At 43.4% G+C, this 17,897-nt stretch carries 17 protein-coding genes; all 17 read left to right on the top strand.

Translation table 11 applies throughout. From position 1 onward, the window contains the following. Window positions 1–32 precede the first annotated feature (32 nt). Complete coding sequence (gene fliD, locus AC19MX_RS16965) at window positions 33–1,397, top strand: flagellar filament capping protein FliD (RefSeq protein WP_432403497.1); 1,365 nt, start codon at window positions 33–35, stop codon at window positions 1,395–1,397. Window positions 1,398–1,403: 6 nt separating this feature from the next. Then, window positions 1,404–1,736, top strand: coding sequence for a flagella biosynthesis chaperone for FliD, FliT (locus AC19MX_RS16960; RefSeq protein WP_432403499.1), 333 nt, complete (start codon window positions 1,404–1,406; stop codon window positions 1,734–1,736). A gap of 10 nt (window positions 1,737–1,746) precedes the next feature. Continuing rightward, on the top strand, window positions 1,747–2,151 hold the full coding sequence (gene fliS / locus AC19MX_RS16955) for a flagellar export chaperone FliS (protein WP_432403501.1): 405 nt from the start codon (window positions 1,747–1,749) through the stop codon (window positions 2,149–2,151). Between the two features lie 513 nt (window positions 2,152–2,664). Next, window positions 2,665–4,095, top strand: coding sequence for a sigma-54 dependent transcriptional regulator (locus tag AC19MX_RS16950; RefSeq protein WP_432403503.1), 1,431 nt, complete (start codon window positions 2,665–2,667; stop codon window positions 4,093–4,095). A gap of 311 nt (window positions 4,096–4,406) precedes the next feature. Beyond that, window positions 4,407–5,639, top strand: coding sequence for a sensor histidine kinase (locus AC19MX_RS16945; RefSeq protein WP_432403505.1), 1,233 nt, complete (start codon window positions 4,407–4,409; stop codon window positions 5,637–5,639). Further along, window positions 5,632–6,981, top strand: a complete 1,350-nt coding sequence (locus tag AC19MX_RS16940) for a sigma-54-dependent transcriptional regulator (RefSeq protein WP_432403507.1) — start codon at window positions 5,632–5,634, stop codon at window positions 6,979–6,981. Before AC19MX_RS16945 ends, AC19MX_RS16940 begins: the two co-directional genes overlap by 8 nt. Window positions 6,982–7,169: 188 nt before the next feature. Then, complete coding sequence (fliE, locus tag AC19MX_RS16935) at window positions 7,170–7,511, top strand: flagellar hook-basal body complex protein FliE (RefSeq protein ID WP_160054603.1); 342 nt, start codon at window positions 7,170–7,172, stop codon at window positions 7,509–7,511. A 72-nt stretch (window positions 7,512–7,583) separates the two neighbouring features. Then, complete coding sequence (fliF, locus tag AC19MX_RS16930; RefSeq protein WP_432403617.1) at window positions 7,584–9,266, top strand: flagellar basal-body MS-ring/collar protein FliF; 1,683 nt, start codon at window positions 7,584–7,586, stop codon at window positions 9,264–9,266. Beyond that, window positions 9,259–10,305, top strand: coding sequence for a flagellar motor switch protein FliG (fliG, locus tag AC19MX_RS16925; protein ID WP_432403509.1), 1,047 nt, complete (start codon window positions 9,259–9,261; stop codon window positions 10,303–10,305). Before fliF ends, fliG begins: the two co-directional genes overlap by 8 nt. Before the next feature lie 61 nt (window positions 10,306–10,366). Continuing rightward, on the top strand, window positions 10,367–11,518 hold the full coding sequence (fliH, locus tag AC19MX_RS16920; RefSeq protein ID WP_432403511.1) for a flagellar assembly protein FliH: 1,152 nt from the start codon (window positions 10,367–10,369) through the stop codon (window positions 11,516–11,518). After that, entirely contained in the window at window positions 11,515–12,855 is a 1,341-nt protein-coding gene (gene fliI / locus AC19MX_RS16915) for a flagellar protein export ATPase FliI (RefSeq protein WP_432403513.1), read from the top strand. Before fliH ends, fliI begins: the two co-directional genes overlap by 4 nt. A 3-nt stretch (window positions 12,856–12,858) precedes the next feature. Further along, window positions 12,859–13,305 carry a flagellar export protein FliJ gene (gene fliJ, locus AC19MX_RS16910; RefSeq protein WP_432403515.1) on the top strand — a complete coding sequence of 149 codons (447 nt, stop codon included), beginning with the start codon at window positions 12,859–12,861 and terminating at the stop codon, window positions 13,303–13,305. A 356-nt stretch (window positions 13,306–13,661) separates the two neighbouring features. After that, the gene (locus tag AC19MX_RS16905; protein WP_432403517.1) at window positions 13,662–15,332 is read left to right on the top strand and encodes a flagellar hook-length control protein FliK; all 1,671 of its coding nucleotides are present in this window, start codon (window positions 13,662–13,664) and stop codon (window positions 15,330–15,332) included. A gap of 92 nt (window positions 15,333–15,424) precedes the next feature. After that, window positions 15,425–15,952, top strand: a complete 528-nt coding sequence (gene fliL / locus AC19MX_RS16900) for a flagellar basal body-associated protein FliL (RefSeq protein ID WP_432403519.1) — start codon at window positions 15,425–15,427, stop codon at window positions 15,950–15,952. Between the two features lie 29 nt (window positions 15,953–15,981). Beyond that, window positions 15,982–17,010: a flagellar motor switch protein FliM gene (fliM, locus tag AC19MX_RS16895; RefSeq protein ID WP_432403521.1), complete on the top strand. Its 1,029-nt coding sequence runs from the start codon at window positions 15,982–15,984 to the stop codon at window positions 17,008–17,010. A 10-nt stretch (window positions 17,011–17,020) separates the two neighbouring features. Further along, window positions 17,021–17,404 carry a flagellar motor switch protein FliN gene (gene fliN / locus AC19MX_RS16890; protein ID WP_160054621.1) on the top strand — a complete coding sequence of 128 codons (384 nt, stop codon included), beginning with the start codon at window positions 17,021–17,023 and terminating at the stop codon, window positions 17,402–17,404. A gap of 72 nt (window positions 17,405–17,476) precedes the next feature. Then, window positions 17,477–17,887 (top strand): flagellar biosynthetic protein FliO, encoded by a 411-nt coding sequence (gene fliO, locus AC19MX_RS16885; protein ID WP_432403619.1) that lies wholly within the window; start codon window positions 17,477–17,479, stop codon window positions 17,885–17,887. Window positions 17,888–17,897: the final 10 nt, after the last annotated feature.

Genomic DNA, 17,897 nt, shown 5'->3' with positions numbered 1-17,897 from the left:
ATTATTAGTATCAGTTTATAAGGAGCAAGGTCATGGCTTTAACCGCGACAGGTATTGGTTCAGGGTTGGATATTTCAAATATCGTCAGTGTGCTTGTTGATGCTGAGAAAACACCCAAAGAGACATTGTTCACTAAAACAGAAACTAAAATAGATGCTAAAGTCTCTGCCATGGGGACTTTAAAGAGTAGTTTGTCTACCTTTCAAGATGCAGTTAAAAAGCTGCAAAGTGGTGAGTTTTTAAATATTCGCACTGTCTCAACTGGTGATAGTGATTTTTTTACTGCAAAAGCAGATCAATACTCACAACCTGGTAGTTATGAGATTAAGGTAGAACAATTAGCACAATCTCAAAAGTTGGCAGGAGCCAACGTTACTGACCCTACATTGGGTGTGGGCGAAGGAAGCCTTGATTTTTCAGTTAATGGTGAAAGTTTTTCTATTGCGATTGAATTCACAGATAGCCTTTCATCTATAGCTTCTAAAATTAATAGTTCATCGGTGAACTCGGGTGTTACAGCTACTGTTATTAAGAGCGATGCCGGTAGCCGACTTATATTTACTTCGAAAGACACGGGAACTGATAATCAGATGACCGTATTAGCAACAGACTCATCTGGTACAGGTTTATCAAATATGTTTAACGGTGCGAGTTTAGAAACCTTACAAGAGGCTAAAAACTCAATCATATCTATAGATGGTCAAACATTAACCTCTCAGAGTAACACTATTGATGATGCCATCAGTGGTGTAACTTTTTCTTTAACAAAAGCAGAGGTTGGCTCAATATCGACATTAACAATTGCCCAGGATACAGAATCTGTAAAGAAAAATATTGAAACATTTGTTAGTGCATACAATTCGTTACTAACATCCATGGATAGCTTATCTTCTTTCGATGTCGACGAAGGGACTGCTTCTGCTTTACAAGGCGATTCAATTATTCGTTCTTTAGAGTCACAACTTCGAAAAATGGTAAGTGAACGGGTTAGTGTCGACGGTGTTGAATCAGCTTTATACGAGTTAGGTATTTCTACTGACCGTGATGGTAAATTGTCGATTGATGATGATAAGTTGACTGATGCAGTGACAAATAATATGTCGCTTATCGAAGGGGTTTTTTCAACTAGCGATACCGGAGTTGCATATAAATTCGATGAGTTAGTTAAGACTTACACTAAAAGCGGTGGCGTTATTGATTCTCGAAATAACACTTATACATCTGAAAAAAGTCGCATTTCAGATCAAAGAGAAGCGTTTACATTAAAAATGGAGCAATTAGAAGCTCGATTACTTAAACAATTCAATGCAATGGATTTGATTGTTTCTCAGTTGAATTCCCAAAGCTCAAGTTTGACCAACAGTTTAGCATCGTTACCTGGCGTCATTAGGGAGTAAAAACGCATGTATAAATTGAGCCCTAAACTTGAGGTAATTAACGAAACTATTGAAGGTATGTTAAGTCAACTCGAGAACACTCCTGCTGAAAATGAGCAGTCCGACAACTTGGTGTTATTATTGCAAAAGTACATTGGTGAGCGTCAAATATATATCAATTTATTAATAACTGACGCTATCGATGATTCATTTTCAACTTGTTTGTCTGAACAGTTAAAGCTTACTCAGTGCTTTATAAGTAGATCATCAAAAGTTATGTCTCATCAACAGAGTTTGTTGAGTTTGAAACAGTCTCATCAAAGACAAATTAAGATTTATCAGAATATTGATGGTATATAGGTAGGTTATTATGAGAAGTTCTTTACAATCATATCGCAAGGTGTCTCTTGATAGTGAAATATCAATAGCGTCACCACATCGAATTGTTCAAATGATGTTTGCTGGTGGTCTTGAGAGACTTGCACAGAGTCGTTATGCGATTGAAAATAAAAATATGTCAGATAAGGGGGTGTTTATTGGTAAAGCCATTGGGATCGTTAATGGTTTAAACAATAGCTTAAACATGGAAGCTGGTGGAGAGATTGCTGGTAACTTAAGCCAATTATATGATTTTATAATTATGAAAATAACCGAAGCTAATTTAAATAATGATGTAAAAGCTATTGATGATGCTGTGGGCGTGTTGAGAACCTTGAAAGAAGGTTGGGATGCCATTCCACAAGACCAACATCACTTGACCTCTGAAGCAAGTTAATCGTTACGGCATACTGTATGTAAATTAAAAAAGACGCTTTGCGTCTTTTTTGCTATTAGACCAAAAATAATGACTTTGTATCAGTTGTTCATTTAAGCAGTCCATTTAAGTAACTCATTTAAGTAACTCATTTAAGTTACTCATTTAAGTTACTCATTTAAGTTACTCATACAGGTAGGCGCAAAGATGATTTATTGAGTTTACGCGGTATTTTTAGACTGAAAAATCAGCATTTTCATTAAAAATGTGCCTTGATGTAGATAATATGTAACTGTTGCTTGCTTATGCCACGCTGATAATACAATATTTATGAGTAAACTCATTTTTCTTGCTGCTAAATTGCAGATTAACGAGCCGATTGAGCGATAATGATAGAATATTGTAAAGTGGTCAGTTTTTTGGCGACTTTTTTGACGACTATTTTTGATACAATGTATTTTGGTTTATGTGGCTGTTTTTTGTGGCATAATCATCCTGGATAAAAACCTATAACAAGAGCTTTTGGCCTTCTGAATGATGCAAATAGAACAAAGAATGTTAATTGTCGGTACCCCATCAGAGCGCGTGACTCGTTTGTGCTGCATTTTCGAATTCCTGGGGGAGCAATGCGAAATAGTCTCTCATCAATCTTTATTGCCGTTAATTGAGCAATCGCGTTTTCGTGCCGTAGTGATTGTTAATGACAACATCAGCGTAGAGAGCATTAAAAATATTTCCGCGATAGCGCCCTGGCAACCTATGCTGTTGCTTGGCGAATCTGAGATCCATTTGTCTAATGTGCTAGGGCAGATAGAAGAGCCGGTAAATTACCCGCAATTAACTGAGTTACTGCATTTTTGTCAGGTTTTTGGCCAGGCCAAACGAGAACACACCTTAACCAGTGGCAATCAAACCAAATTATTCCGCAGCCTAGTCGGCCGCAGCGAAGGCATTGCCAACGTAAGACATTTAATCAATCAGGTGTCTGGCTCTGATGCTACCGTGCTGGTTTTAGGCCAGTCGGGTACCGGGAAAGAAGTGGTGGCGCGTAATATTCATTATTTGTCTGAGCGCCGTGATGGACCGTTTATTCCGGTTAACTGTGGTGCTATTCCGCCAGAACTGCTTGAAAGTGAATTGTTTGGCCATGAGAAGGGCTCGTTCACTGGCGCGATATCTGCCCGTAAAGGTCGCTTTGAGCTTGCCGAAGGCGGCACACTGTTTTTAGATGAAATTGGCGACATGCCATTGCAAATGCAAGTTAAGTTATTACGTGTATTGCAAGAGCGGGTGTTTGAGCGCGTCGGTGGCAGTAAAACCATTGCAACCGATGTGCGAATTGTAGCGGCAACCCATCGTGATTTAGAAACCATGATCACTGAAAATGAATTCCGTGAAGATTTATATTACCGCCTCAATGTATTCCCAATCGAAATGCCAGCCTTAAGTGAGCGTCGTGACGACGTACCCTTGTTATTACACGAGTTAGTGAATCGCGTCTTTAACGAAGGCCGCGGTAAAGTACGCTTCACCCAACGCGCCATTGAGTCGTTAAAAGAACATAACTGGTCCGGTAACGTCCGTGAATTGTCTAACTTGATTGAACGGTTAACGATTCTGTATCCAGGCGGCCTAGTTGATGTAAACGATTTACCGCATAAATACCGTTACATTGATGTACCCGAATACTGCGTTGAAATTAGCGAAGAGCAACTCGAACGCGATGCACTCGCATCGATATTCAGCGATGAAGAGCCTGTAGATATTCCTGAAACCCGATTCCCAAGCGAGTTACCGCCTGAAGGGGTCAACCTTAAAGACCTACTAGCTGAGCTTGAAATCGACATGATCCGCCAGGCATTAGAGCAACAAGACAATGTCGTCGCCCGCGCCGCCGAAATGCTCGGCATTCGCCGAACCACCCTCGTTGAAAAAATGCGTAAATACGGCATGAGCAAAGAATAACCAATAGCTGATTATTGCTTTGATTCGTCATTAGCAATTAACCTATAAACACATCCACAGATGTGTTTTTTGCTTCTAGAACTAGCACCACCGCGCACGTCATCCTCGAGTGCTTTTATCGGGGATCCAGGTGTTGCTTAGCACTTAGCACCTAGCAGGACGCAGTCCACCCTAGCACCTAGAACCTAGCAGGACGCAGTCCGCCCTCAGGCGAGCCTGCGAGTTCCTAGCCCCCCCTTAATCATAGATCCTCGCCTTGGCACACTAAATGCATCCACCAGTTCAAATGTAATTCTTTTGACGGAGTGGCCATGTATTCAGCTCGAGTGTTATCAAATCCGCGTGGAGCGGAGGTTGAGTTGCCGATGACAGCATCGCTTTCTGCCACCCCACTTATTGCCACTCCGCTTACAGCCACACCTTATGCAGCGGCTGAGGCTCATGCTGATTATAGGCCGAGTGAGAGTGCCATACGTCAAAGCATTGCGCATGCGAAAGCACCGGTATTTACGCCGGTTGTAAGCGATTATTCAAGTAAGGCTGCCAATATGTCTAATCAAATGGCGCATATTCTTCAGGCTATGCCATCAGGCGTGGTGATTATTGATGGTGATGGCGTAGTGACGCTAGCAAACCCTGTGGCTACAGAGCTATTAGGGCGTCCGCTACAAGGGGCGCGTTGGTTTGACATTATTCACCGCGCCTTTGCGCCGCAAGACGATGACGGCCATGAAGTGTCTTTAAAAAATGGTCGCCGTGTTAAATTGGCGATTACGCCGTTAGCACCAGAACCTGGGCAGTTAATCGTTATTACCGATTTAACTGAAACCCGTTTATTACAAAAGAATTTATCTCATTTACAACGTTTGTCGTCTTTAGGCAAAATGGTCGCAACCCTGGCGCATCAAGTGCGTACGCCGTTGTCGGCGGCGTTGTTGTATGCCTCAAATCTGGCTAGCCCAAAGTTAACCGATGCAGCGCGAAGCAAGTTTCAATCTAAGTTGGTTGACCGCTTAAACGAATTAGAGCGTCAAGTTAATGACATGTTACTGATGGCCAGAGGTCGTCAGGACAGCATGGCAGAGTCGGTGACTATGGATGATATTATCACTCAAGTGATGGCTAACTGTGAGCCTATAGCAGACAAAAAGCAGTGTCAGTTAGAAGCACAAGACACTTCGCATTCGAGGATGTTAGCCAATGCCAATGCGTTAAGTTCTGCGGTGAACAATTTGGTGATGAACAGCCTTGAAGCAGGCGCGACAAAAATTAAAGTGTCTGCCAGTGAAACCGTTGACGGACTATTATTAGATGTGATTGATAATGGCAAAGGGTTAGACCCTGCCATGCAAAAGCAAGTGCTAGAGCCGTTTTTTACCACCAAAAGTCAGGGCACAGGCCTTGGGTTAGCAGTGGTTCAGTCTGTGGTACGCAATCATGGCGGACACATTCAGTTATCGTGCAAACCCGGAATGGGCTGCCATATTCGATTGATTTTTCCACATGCCAAAAAAGCACATCATCAGGAGGTGACACATGGCTGAAGCACATATTCTATTAGTTGAAGATGATGCTGATTTACGCGAGGCATTACTCGACACCTTGTTGTTAGCTCACTATGAGTGCGTTGATGTTGGCAGTGCTGAAGAGGCGATTATCGCCTTAAAAGCCAACCAGTTTGATATGGTGATCAGTGACGTGCAAATGGACGGCATCGGCGGTATGGGGTTGCTCGGTTATTTACAGCAGCACCAACCTAAATTACCGGTATTGTTGATGACGGCTTACGCCACGATTAACAGCGCGGTTAGTGCGATGAAGTTAGGTGCGGTCGATTACCTCGCCAAACCCTTTGCGCCAGAAGTGCTACTCAATCAAGTGTCTCGTTATTTGCCGTTAAAGCAACATCACGATAAACCTGTGGTAGCCGATGACAAAAGCCTGGCGTTATTGGCACTTGCTCAACGTGTTGCAGTGTCTGAAGCTTCGGTGATGATTATGGGCCCAAGTGGCTCAGGCAAAGAAGTGTTAGCACGTTATATTCATCAACACAGCCAGCGTAATGGACAGCCGTTTATTGCCATTAACTGTGCGGCTATTCCTGAAAACATGCTCGAAGCCACGCTATTTGGTTACGAGAAAGGCGCGTTTACCGGCGCGTATCAAGCATGCCCGGGTAAATTTGAACAGGCCCAGGGCGGCACACTATTACTCGATGAAATATCGGAAATGGAGCTTGGTTTACAAGCCAAATTATTACGAGTATTGCAAGAGCGTGAAGTAGAGCGTTTAGGCGGCCGTAAAACCATTAAGTTAGATGTACGCGTATTAGCGACCTCAAACCGCGACCTTAAAGCCATGGCAACATCTGGCGAGTTTAGAGAAGATTTATACTATCGTATTAACGTGTTTCCGTTAACCTGGCCTGCATTACATCAACGCCCTGCGGATATTTTACCGCTGGCGCGCCATTTACTGGCTAAGCATGCTAAAGCCTTAAATATGACGTCAGTCCCTAAACTTGATGATGCCGCTACTCGACGTTTATTAACTTATCGTTGGCCGGGTAACGTGCGTGAACTCGATAATGTGATTCAACGTGCGCTGATTTTACGCGTGAATGACGATATTGGCGTCAATGACATTATTATTGATTCTGCAGACGTAAACCTATTATCTAACGATATCCTCGATGTTGATAAGTCTGGTGATGTTGAAGGGTTAGGCGATGAGCTTAAAGCGCAAGAGCACGTGATTATTTTAGAAACCCTGAATCAATGTCAGGGGAGTCGGAAAATGGTCGCTGAGAAACTCGGGATCAGTGCGCGTACGTTGCGTTATAAAATGGCAAAAATGCGCGACATGGGTATTCAATTACCCGCGTAATGTTGTTATTAAATCTATAACTATCTGACTATAAAGTATTTAAATAAAAACCAACTTATCTGCATATATGTAGGTAAGTTGGTTTTGTTGATGTTATCCCTTCTGTTTTACATCTTGGCATCTATATTGCTTTAACTCCTTATAAGATTATTGTTGTCGTCAAAAAGTCGACGAAAGGGAGTGACACCATGCAGATTAGCGCCAATCCATTATTACAAGAAATGCAATCGCTTCGTGGCGAAATCGCCCCTTCTATTGGTTCATCAATTGCCCCTAACTTAACTCAGCAAGTGAATAACACCACTGGCGCTGATTTTAGCCAGCTGTTATCGCAAGCGGTAGGTAGCGTGAATGGACTGCAACAAACATCATCGAGTTTAGCTTCACGTTTAGACATGGGCGACACGACTGTGAGCTTGTCTGACACCGTTATTGCGCGTGAAAAAGCCGGTGTGGCATTTGAAGCCACCGTGCAAGTGCGTAACAAGTTAGTTGAAGCGTATAAAGAAATCATGAGTATGCCTGTTTAGCCGCTGTCGGTTTTAAGCGCTAGGTAATCCCAAACATCAGACATATAGCAGGTACATATTGTGAGCACAGACATAATGGTAGGTTCAGATTCAACAGTTGACGCCGGTGTCCAGCAGGAGAACAAGTCTGGGCTAATGGGCAACGTCGGCGGGGCTGACATGATGCGCCAGGTGATCATGATTTTGGCTTTAGCTGTGTGTCTTGCATTGGCTGTTTTTGTGATGATGTGGGCACAAGAGCCGGAATATCGTCCATTGGGTAAAATGGAAACGGCTGAAATGATCCAGGTACTTGATGTACTGGATAAAAGCCAAATTGATTATCAAATTAATGTTGATGTTGTCAAAGTGCCTGAAGACAAATATCAAGAAGTAAAATTACTCCTAAGCCGCGCAGGCATTGAAAGCAGCACTCAAGCCAATGATTATTTAAGTCAGGACAGTGGTTTTGGTGTGAGCCAACGTATGGAGCAAGCGCGTTTAAAGCACAGCCAGGAGTTAAACCTGGCTCGCGCCATTGAAGAGCTTAAAAGCATTAGCCGCGCGAAAGTGATTTTAGCCCTACCAAAAGAAAACGTTTTTGCCCGCAATGCATCAAAGCCAAGTGCAACGGTTGTGGTTAATGTACGCCGTGGCGGATTAGGCCAGGAAGAAATTGACGCGATTGTTGATATTGTTGGCTCTGCTGTACAAGGTCTTGAGCCATCACGCGTCACCGTCACCGACTCAAATGGTCGTTTATTAAATTCTGGTAGCCAGGACGGTACCTCAGCTAGAGCGCGCCGCGAACTTGAACTGGTACAACAAAAAGAAGCGGAATATCGTCGCAAAATTGAATCGATTTTAATGCCTATTCTTGGCCCTGAAAACTTTACCTCGCAAGTTGATGTCAACATGGACTTCACTGCGGTAGAGCAAACGGCTAAGCGTTTTTCACCTGATTTACCGGCTATTCGCAGCGAAATGACCATTGAGCGTAACTCGTCGGGTCAAAGTTCTGGCGGTATCCCAGGGGCGTTGAGTAATCAACCACCAATGGAAGCTGACATTCCTCAAGTGGCGGGTGAAGCGGGCAGTGTGTCAACAGCCTCTGGCGATATGTCTAAAGAAGCGACTCGTAACTATGAACTCGATACCACCATTAGCCATACTCGCCAACAAATTGGTGTAGTGCGCCGGGTGAGTGTGTCGGTTGCCATTGACTTTAAACCGGGTCAAGTTGATGAGAATGGTCAAGTGTCTCGAGTGCCTCGCACAGAAGAAGAGATGACTAATATTCGTCGTTTACTTGAAGGTGCGGTGGGCTTTAGCACTCAACGCGGTGATGCGCTTGAAGTGGTCACCGTGCCGTTTATGGACCAGTTAATTGAAGCGCTACCAGAGCCAGACATGTGGGAGCAGCCTTGGTTTTGGCGCGCCATTAGATTAGTGTTAGGTGCTTTATTGATCTTAGTGTTGTTTTTAGCCGTGGTTCGTCCAATGCTGAAAAAACTCACTAATCCACAAGGTAGCGACATGCCAGCGGACACTCGACCTGGTCATGAGTTAGCTGAAATTGAAGATCAATATGCCGCAGACACCCTGGGCATGCTCAACACTAAAGAAGCTGAATATAGTTATGCCGATGATGGTTCAATTCATATACCTAATTTGCATAAAGATGATGATATGATTAAGGCAATTAGAGCACTCGTGGCCAATGAGCCTGAGCTTTCCACTCAAGTAGTTAAGAATTGGTTACAAGACAATGGCTAATGAAAAAGATAAAGAAAAGGCAAAACCGGCTGCATTTGACCCAGGGTCGATAACCGGTGTTGAAAAAACCGCTATTTTGCTACTCAGTTTGAGTGAAGCCGATGCCGCGTCAATTTTAAAACACTTAGAGCCTAAGCAGGTGCAAAAAGTGGGTATGGCGATGGCAGCCATGGATGACTTTGGTCAAGAAAAAGTCATTGGTGTGCACAAGTTATTTTTAGATGATATTCAAAAATTCTCTTCAATTGGTTTTAACAGCGAAGAGTTTGTGCGCAAAGCGTTAACCGCGGCATTAGGCGAAGACAAAGCCGGTAATTTGATTGAACAAATTATTATGGGTAGCGGTGCCAAAGGACTAGACTCGTTAAAATGGATGGACGCTCGCCAGGTGGCGACTATTATTCAAAACGAACATCCACAAATTCAAACCATTGTGTTGTCTTATTTAGAACCCGATCAAGCGGCTGAAATTTTTAGCCAGTTCCCTGAAAACACTCGTTTAGATTTAATGATGCGTATTGCCAATCTTGAAGAAGTTCAGCCTGCAGCATTGCAAGAGTTGAATGACATTATGGAGAAACAATTTGCGGGTCAAGGTGGCGCACAAGCGGCGAAAATGGGCGGCTTAAAAGCGGCTGCAAACATTATGAACTACCTCGATACCGGCGTAGAAAGCCAGATTATGGAAACCATGCGTGAGTCTGATGAAGAGATGGCGCAGCAAATTCAAGATATGATGTTTGTGTTTGAAAACCTGATTGATGTTGATGATCGGGGTATTCAAGCCTTGTTACGTGAAGTGCAGCAAGATGTGCTGATGAAGGCACTTAAAGGGGCTGATGAAGCCTTAAAAGAGAAAATCTTAGGCAATATGTCTAAACGTGCTGCAGAATTATTGCGTGACGATCTTGAAGCCATGGGTCCCATTCGTATCAGTGAAGTGGAAGTGGCTCAAAAAGAAATTCTGTCTATTGCACGTCGCTTAAGCGACAGTGGTGAAATTATGCTGGGCGGTGGTGGCGGTGACGAGTTCTTATAATCGGTCGTTTGAGTGCCGTTATTTCCGATAGCTAATTTACTAACAATACAAGTGATTGATTATGTCTGAATCCAAATCGTCTAAAAATGTCCTCAGTGTCGATGATGAAGTTGAATTCAGTCATTGGCAGCTTCCTGATATCACGCGAGATAAAAGCCAAGATCCTTCTAATATGTTTGGTAAGTCATCTGAGCCTTACCAAACCAAACCTGTGACCGCTGAAAAATCAATGGCTCCGCCAACCATGGCGCAAATTGAAGATATTCGCGCTGCTGCGGAACAAGAAGGGTTTGAGCAGGGCAAGCAAGACGGTTATCAACAAGGTTTAGAGCAAGGCCGTTTAGAAGGCTTAGAGCAAGGCCACAGTGAAGGTTTTACTCAAGGTGAACAACAGGGCCTTGAAGCTGGGCAAGTAGCCGTTAACCAATTGGTTGAGCAACTCACGCAGCTTATCGCTCAGTTCGAACAACCGTTATCTGTTTTAGACGCTGAGATTGAAGCGGAATTACTGGCGATGACAATGAGTTTAGCTAAGTCAGTGATTGGTCATGAATTAAAAACCCATCCAGAGCATATTTTGTCGGCACTTCGTCAAGGTGTTGACGCACTGCCGTTAAAAGAGCAAAGGGTTAAGCTACGCTTAAACCAGCACGATGCCGATATCGTGTCGCAAAACTACCCGCCAGAACAACTGCTAAAAAATCAATGGCAAATCGATATCGACCCGACGTTATCAAACGGTGATTGCATGATTGAAAGCGTGCGTTCTTCAGTCGACTTACGGGTTAAACAACGTATTGATCAAGTGTTTACTGAGCTTGAAGAGCAGGCCACTCAGCTGACTAAAAATGCCCAACAGTTAAAAACTACAACCCCTAATTATCAATCATCTGAAGTTGAAGATTTAGCTGCTTATACGCAAGCATCTGCTGAGCAGGCTCATGTTGACGATGAGAGTACATCATCAGTTGATCAAGTTGACTCATCACAAACGGACTCTTCACAAATCGATCGCATAGAAGATAGCCATGCGAAAGCGGCTTTATCGCCTGCCATTAATGAACAACAAAATGTAAATGATCCATCACAACAAGTCCCGATAACGCCAGATACGATTAGTGTTGATGATACTGCGAGAGTTGATGAAGCCGCTAATGTTGATGCCACTAATGTTGATGCCACTAATGTTGATACTGCTAAGGACAATGGATGAACCATCGTCAACAGCAGTTGCTGAATAAATTTAGCGTTCATCACAAAAAAGTGTTGCCTCTGCGCCCTGTGGCCAGTGGTCAATTAGTGCGTGTTGTCGGGTTAACCCTTGAAGCCACTGGATGTCGTGCGCCTGTAGGCAGCTTGTGTTCAATTGAAACCATGGTGGGCGAGTTAGTGGCTGAAGTGGTCGGTTTTGATGATAAATTACTGTACTTGATGCCAATTGAAGAGCTGCGCGGCGTATTACCAGGCGCTCGAGTGACACCGTTAGGTGAGCAATCGAGTTTAAATGTAGGCATGTCGTTACTCGGACGAGTGCTCGATGGCAGTGGTGCACCGTTAGACGGTTTAGGACCATTGAATACTGACCACCAAGCTGCTCGTCACGGACCCAATATTAATCCCTTGTCTCGACGAGCGATTACCGAGCCTTTAGACGTCGGTGTAAGAGCGATTAACTCGATGCTCACCGTTGGTAAAGGTCAACGTATGGGCTTGTTTGCTGGCTCTGGTGTCGGTAAAAGTGTGCTCCTTGGCATGATGACTCGCGGTTCTACCGCTGACATTATTGTGGTTGGGCTGGTGGGCGAGCGTGGCCGTGAAGTTAAAGAATTTATTGAAGAGATTTTAGGTGAGGAAGGCCGAGCACGTTCTGTTGTCGTTGCCGCGCCAGCAGATACTTCACCATTAATGCGTTTACGCGCGTGTGAAACCTCTACGCGTATTGCCGAGTATTTCCGTGATTTAGGTTATGACGTGTTATTGCTGATGGACAGTTTAACCCGTTATGCCCAGGCTCAGCGTGAAGTTGCGTTAGCGGTGGGTGAACCGCCAGCCACTAAAGGCTATCCACCATCGGTGTTTGCAAAATTACCCAGACTCGTTGAACGAGCGGGTAATGGCGGTCCTGGTCAAGGCTCTATTACCGCATTTTATACTGTGCTAACAGAAGGTGATGATCAGCAAGATCCGATTGCCGACGCTTCTCGTGCCATTTTAGACGGCCACGTGGTGTTATCTCGCCAGCTCGCAGACTCTGGGCATTACCCGGCTATTGATGTGGAAGCCTCTATTAGTCGTGTGGCGCCAATGGTGATAAGTGGTGAGCATCTAGAAGCGATGCGTCGTGTAAAACAAATGTATTCGTTGTATCAGCAAAATCGTGATTTGATTTCTATCGGCGCTTATTCACAAGGCAGCGATCCGCGCATTGATAATGCCATTCGTTTACAGCCTGCAATGAATGCATTTTTACGTCAGGGCTTTAAAGAACCTGTGAGCTTTGATGACAGTAAACTCATGCTGACGCAAATTGCCGCGCAGTGCCAAGGTTAATCCATGGCTAAAACAGATCCGTTAGTCACCGTACTTAAATTAGCTGTTGCCGCAGAAGAGAAAGCCGCGTTGCAATTAAAAGCCGCTCAATTTGAACGCCAAAAGCGCCAGGGGCAGCTTGATGCGCTAAATAATTACCGCTTAGATTACATGAAGCAAATGGAAGGCCACACCGGCACCACATTACGTGCTAATCAATATCATCAGTTTCATCAATTTATTCGCCAGGTTGATCAGGCCATTTTACAACAAGTGGCCGTGGTTAAAGACGGTGAAAAACAAGTGGGTTATCGTCAGCAACATTGGCAAGAGACTCAACAAAAGCGTAAAGCGGTTGAGATGTTGTTGGCTAAAAAAGCCACCAAAGAGCAAATGGCTGAGTCAAAACGCGAACAAAAAATGTCTGATGAGTTTGCGATGCAGCAATATTTTCGGCAGAAGATGAAGTAGTTTGTTGAATCAGAATTTATCAAGGTTTGCTTGTCAGCAGTAGATTATCAGCATTAGATTGTCAGCATTAGATTGTCAGCATTAGATTATTAGTATTTTTACCTTATTTTTACCTCAGTTTTTGGCCTCAATGTTTAACTTTAGTGTTTTTAAACAAGTGGCACTTAAATTGCTTGATTCTGTTCATAGAAAAACACATCGTCAGCGAAGTGACAGTACTAAGTGGATTTTTAAAGTCCATGTTAGTTGCTGTCGGGTTATCTACATACCAATGTGACAGTGCATAACGTACTTGATATTGACCCCTTTCGAGATGATATTTCACCAAACTTGATTTGATTTAAGTGGAGCCGATTATGCAGCAGATGAGCAATATCTTACTTAGCAATAGCAGTAAATCTGCCGATGTGGGTTTGAAAGGTAACAAGCAAGATGTTGAAAATACGTCATTCTTATCTACTTTTAATCAGGCGAGCGAATCAAGTGCAGAAGTAAAAAATGCTAGCGTTAAAACCGTAGACTCAAATGTCGAAGTGCCAATATATGATGCCGATATCGAAAACGAACTCAATAAAACAGCTGAGCAACTTTCTGATGAAAATTCAGATGCAGAGATGATTTTTGCTCAGCTGACGATGGCCGATACTTTAGGTAAGCGTAATCCTCATGGCGGAAATGAATTGCCGTATGTCGATAAGAGCGGTGTTTACACGCAACAGGGCGCCACTTTAGAACCCATTTTTAATTCGCCTAATGTAATCGGAAATACATTAGGTGACTTAACGTTTGAACAAATTGATTTAGATTCTCTTGATAGTAAAAGCAGTGAATTCAATGTCGATGAGTTATTTACCGAAACAATTCATTTATCTCCTTCGTCTTCATCTTCACTCGTTATCTCAGAGCTTAATCCCGAGCAATTAGCCAATTTAATGGCATTTAGCAAACTTTCTCGCACTGAATTACAAGCACTAGATGCTGAAGCATTAGGTGAGTTAGTGAGCGATTTTAATTTACAAATGCCCGTTGTGGATGAGTCTATTTTAGCGATGGCTGAGCTCGAACTTGAAAGTATTGATGATACTTCGGTTAATGTGCTTAATACTTACCAGCAAAGCGAGATAGATAAAGCGCTTGTTGTGAATGCGAGAGTTAAAGATCAAGGCGCTACTATGGCGCAATTGGATGTTGAGTTAACATCAATCCCATCTTCAGTGACACTGAGTGCGAGTATCGCATCATCATTCAGCGCGGAGTTAAGCGCCTCTCAGTCTGATCAGAATATGACATCAACTTTGGCTGCAGATGCTAAAGCTATTTTAGGTGATAAAACGCGGATCGATGGTAATATTCAACCTGTTGCTGCTGAGGTAAAAGCCTTAGAAAAAGCTGATTTTTCGGTGGTGTTAGATTCTGTTGCAGGTAAGCGTGCTAATGAATCTAGTGTAAACGTTAACTCCGCCAATAACGGACTTGATATGTTTGCTGATGTCAGTGAAGTTGACAATAAGTCGTTACAAAATCAAAGTAGCTTTACGCCTGTGCACAAGAGTGAGGTACCGCAATTTCAACTCTCATTAAGGCCACAGTCGGAGGCGGGCAGCCAGATGCAGGAGATGATCCAAAAGTTTTCTCCTGTCATGAAGCAACAGTTAATCACCATGGTGAGTAATGGTATTCAGCAAGCCGAAATTCGTCTTGATCCACCAGAGCTAGGTCATTTAACGGTAAAAATACAAATTCAGGGTGATCAAACTCAAGTGCAATTCCATGTTGCGCAGTCGCAAACTCGCGATCTTGTTGAGCAAGCTATTCCTCGTTTACGTGACATGCTTGCAAGTGAAGGGTTACAACTGACCGACAGCAAGGTATCGCAAGGCGGTAGCGGACGAGAGCAGCAACAAGAGTCATCTGAACATCAAGGCCAGTCATCTGATGGTCAATTGGACGAAATATCAACACAAGACATCAGCTTGATGACAAATACATCAAGGAGTTTACATTCTGCTATAGATTATTATGCTTAAGCAGGTAACCTATACACATAATATGACTTTTTAATAACAATGGGTTATTGAGCTCGTCATCAAGTTAGTCACATTGTTTATTGGGAACCTTTATGGCTGAAGAATTAGAGTTAGAAGAGACTGCAACCGGCGGGAAAAAGAAGAACAAGCTGGTGTTATTTGGTGGCATAGGTTTGGTTGTGCTTTTATTAGCCGCGGGTGGTGCCTGGTTTTTTATGGGGTCAGATGATCCTGCTCCTGTTACACCGGTTGCTGAAGGTGCAGATGCTACCCAGTCAGAAGCTGAGGCGGTTGTCTCTGCTCAAGCAGATTATGTCGGTATGCCGAGACCTTTTTTATTCAACTTGCCTGGCGTTGATCGTGCGCGGTTAGTTGAGATTAAAGTGCAGCTAATGGTACGCGGTGAAGACGACAGTATCTTAACTAAGAAACATATTCCTTTAATTGAAGATGCACTGTTAACTACATTTAGTGGTGCAGATGTGCAAAAGCTCAGTACCCAAGCCGGTAAAGATGAGCTTCGTCAATTAGCATTACTTAATGTGCAAAATACGCTGCAACCAATAACGGGCAAAAAAGTGGTTGAAAAAGTCCTGTTTACTGGTTTTGTGATGCAATAACCAAATGCATTAACTGCTAAGGCTACGATGTGAGTGATTTATTAAGCCAAGATGAAATCGATGCGCTACTTCATGGAGTAGACGACGTTGATGACGATGATATTGAAGAGAATAGCGAAGATGCGCGCTCTTATGATTTCTCGTCTCAAGACCGAATTGTACGTGGACGTATGCCCACGCTCGAAATCGTTAACGAGCGCTTTGCACGTCATCTTCGGATAAGCATGTTTAACATGATGCGCCGCGCGGCAGAAGTGTCTATTAATGGCGTACAAATGCTTAAGTTTGGCGAGTACGTTCATACGTTATTTGTCCCTACCAGTTTAAATATGGTGCGTTTTAGCCCGTTGAAGGGTACTGCACTTATCACCATGGAAGCACGTTTAGTGTTTATTTTGGTTGATAATTTCTTTGGTGGTGACGGCCGTTTTCATGCCAAAATTGAAGGGCGAGAATTCACCCCAACAGAGCGTCGCATTGTTCAGTTGTTGCTAAAAATCATCTTTGAAGATTATAAAGATGCATGGGCGCCAGTGATGGATGTTGAGTTTGAATATCTTGATTCGGAAGTGAACCCTGCAATGGCTAACATTGTCAGCCCAACTGAAGTGGTAGTCATTAACTCATTTCACATTGAAGTTGACGGCGGCGGCGGTGATTTCCATATTACCATGCCGTATTCGATGATTGAGCCTATTCGTGAGTTATTAGACGCGGGTGTGCAAAGTGATAAGCAAGATACTGACATGCGTTGGTCGCAAGCGCTTCGTGATGAAATTATGGACGTACAGGTTGGCTTTGATGCCAATATCGTTGAACACGAAGTGACATTACGCGACGTGATGGGCTTTAAAGCCGGGGATATTATTCCTATCGACTTGCCTGAACATATTATGATGCGCATTGAAGACTTGCCGACTTATCGTTGTAAACTCGGTAAGTCACGCGATAATTTAGCATTAAAAATTAGCGAGAAAATAGCTCGACCAGAAACGGTCAAATCAGAACTCCAACTGGTTACGCGTAAAGGTAAGGCTCGTGAAATTTCAGATTTATAAGGTGATATAAATGAGTACAGAAGATACTGGTGATGATTGGGCTGCAGCGATGGCTGAGCAAGCATTAGAAGAAGCGCAGCAGGTTGAGCTAGATGAGTTAGTTGATGACTCTAAACCGATAACCAAAGAAGAAGCCGCTAAACTGGATTCGATTCTTGATATCCCGGTGACCATTTCAATGGAAGTGGGCCGCAGTTTTATTAGCATTCGTAATTTATTGCAGCTAAACCAGGGTTCAGTGGTTGAACTTGATCGTGTTGCCGGTGAGCCGCTTGATGTGATGGTAAACGGTACGTTAATTGCGCATGGTGAAGTGGTGGTCGTGAACGATAAGTTTGGTATCCGTTTAACCGACGTGATCAGCCAAACTGAACGTATTAAAAAGCTTAAATAATCTTGATGAGCAAAACCGGCCTTGTACAGGTTTTGCTAAAGGTTCACAACACAAGGAATGACCGTGGCAAATATGATCTCAATGCTCAGTGTGATGGCCCAAGCATTGACCGATGCCGAAGTGCCCAATGCTGCAAACTCTGCAACTACCGCTGTACTCACTCGCACCTCTGAAGTTTCAAATACTGCAACACTTGCCAATATGGTGGGTGGATTAATTGTGGTACTGGCGATCATTTTTGTCTTAGCTTACATTGTAAAACGTCTAAATCTTGTGCCATCAAATGGTGGGGTCATTAAAACACTTGCGGTGACGCCCATTGGCCAACGTGAAAAAGTGATGCTTATTGACGTTAATGGCCAGCAATATCTTCTCGGTGTTACTCCGCAAAGTATTAATCTCATCGACAAATTAGACACCGCGGTAGACGTCTCTGCAACTTCATTTGCCAGCCGTTTGAGAAAAGCTAAGGAACAGCAATAATGAATAAATA

The organism is Shewanella sp. MF05956 (assembly GCF_059758055.1).
This window is presented reverse-complemented; position numbering and strand designations above follow the sequence as displayed.

What these genes read in the sequence shown, in the direction of transcription:
- fliN (WP_160054621.1), top strand. Translation starts at nt 17,021, where the DNA reads ATGAGTACAGAAGATACTGGTGATGATTGGGCTGCAGCGATGGCTGAG.
- AC19MX_RS16940 (WP_432403507.1), top strand. Translation starts at nt 5,632, where the DNA reads ATGGCTGAAGCACATATTCTATTAGTTGAAGATGATGCTGATTTACGC.
- fliJ (WP_432403515.1), top strand. Translation starts at nt 12,859, where the DNA reads ATGGCTAAAACAGATCCGTTAGTCACCGTACTTAAATTAGCTGTTGCC.
- fliI (WP_432403513.1), top strand. Translation starts at nt 11,515, where the DNA reads ATGAACCATCGTCAACAGCAGTTGCTGAATAAATTTAGCGTTCATCAC.
- fliG (WP_432403509.1), top strand. Translation starts at nt 9,259, where the DNA reads ATGGCTAATGAAAAAGATAAAGAAAAGGCAAAACCGGCTGCATTTGAC.
- fliD (WP_432403497.1), top strand. Translation starts at nt 33, where the DNA reads ATGGCTTTAACCGCGACAGGTATTGGTTCAGGGTTGGATATTTCAAAT.
- AC19MX_RS16945 (WP_432403505.1), top strand. Translation starts at nt 4,407, where the DNA reads ATGTATTCAGCTCGAGTGTTATCAAATCCGCGTGGAGCGGAGGTTGAG.
- fliH (WP_432403511.1), top strand. Translation starts at nt 10,367, where the DNA reads ATGTCTGAATCCAAATCGTCTAAAAATGTCCTCAGTGTCGATGATGAA.
- fliL (WP_432403519.1), top strand. Translation starts at nt 15,425, where the DNA reads ATGGCTGAAGAATTAGAGTTAGAAGAGACTGCAACCGGCGGGAAAAAG.
- AC19MX_RS16960 (WP_432403499.1), top strand. Translation starts at nt 1,404, where the DNA reads ATGTATAAATTGAGCCCTAAACTTGAGGTAATTAACGAAACTATTGAA.
- fliS (WP_432403501.1), top strand. Translation starts at nt 1,747, where the DNA reads ATGAGAAGTTCTTTACAATCATATCGCAAGGTGTCTCTTGATAGTGAA.
- fliO (WP_432403619.1), top strand. Translation starts at nt 17,477, where the DNA reads ATGATCTCAATGCTCAGTGTGATGGCCCAAGCATTGACCGATGCCGAA.
- fliE (WP_160054603.1), top strand. Translation starts at nt 7,170, where the DNA reads ATGCAGATTAGCGCCAATCCATTATTACAAGAAATGCAATCGCTTCGT.
- AC19MX_RS16905 (WP_432403517.1), top strand. Translation starts at nt 13,662, where the DNA reads ATGCAGCAGATGAGCAATATCTTACTTAGCAATAGCAGTAAATCTGCC.
- AC19MX_RS16950 (WP_432403503.1), top strand. Translation starts at nt 2,665, where the DNA reads ATGATGCAAATAGAACAAAGAATGTTAATTGTCGGTACCCCATCAGAG.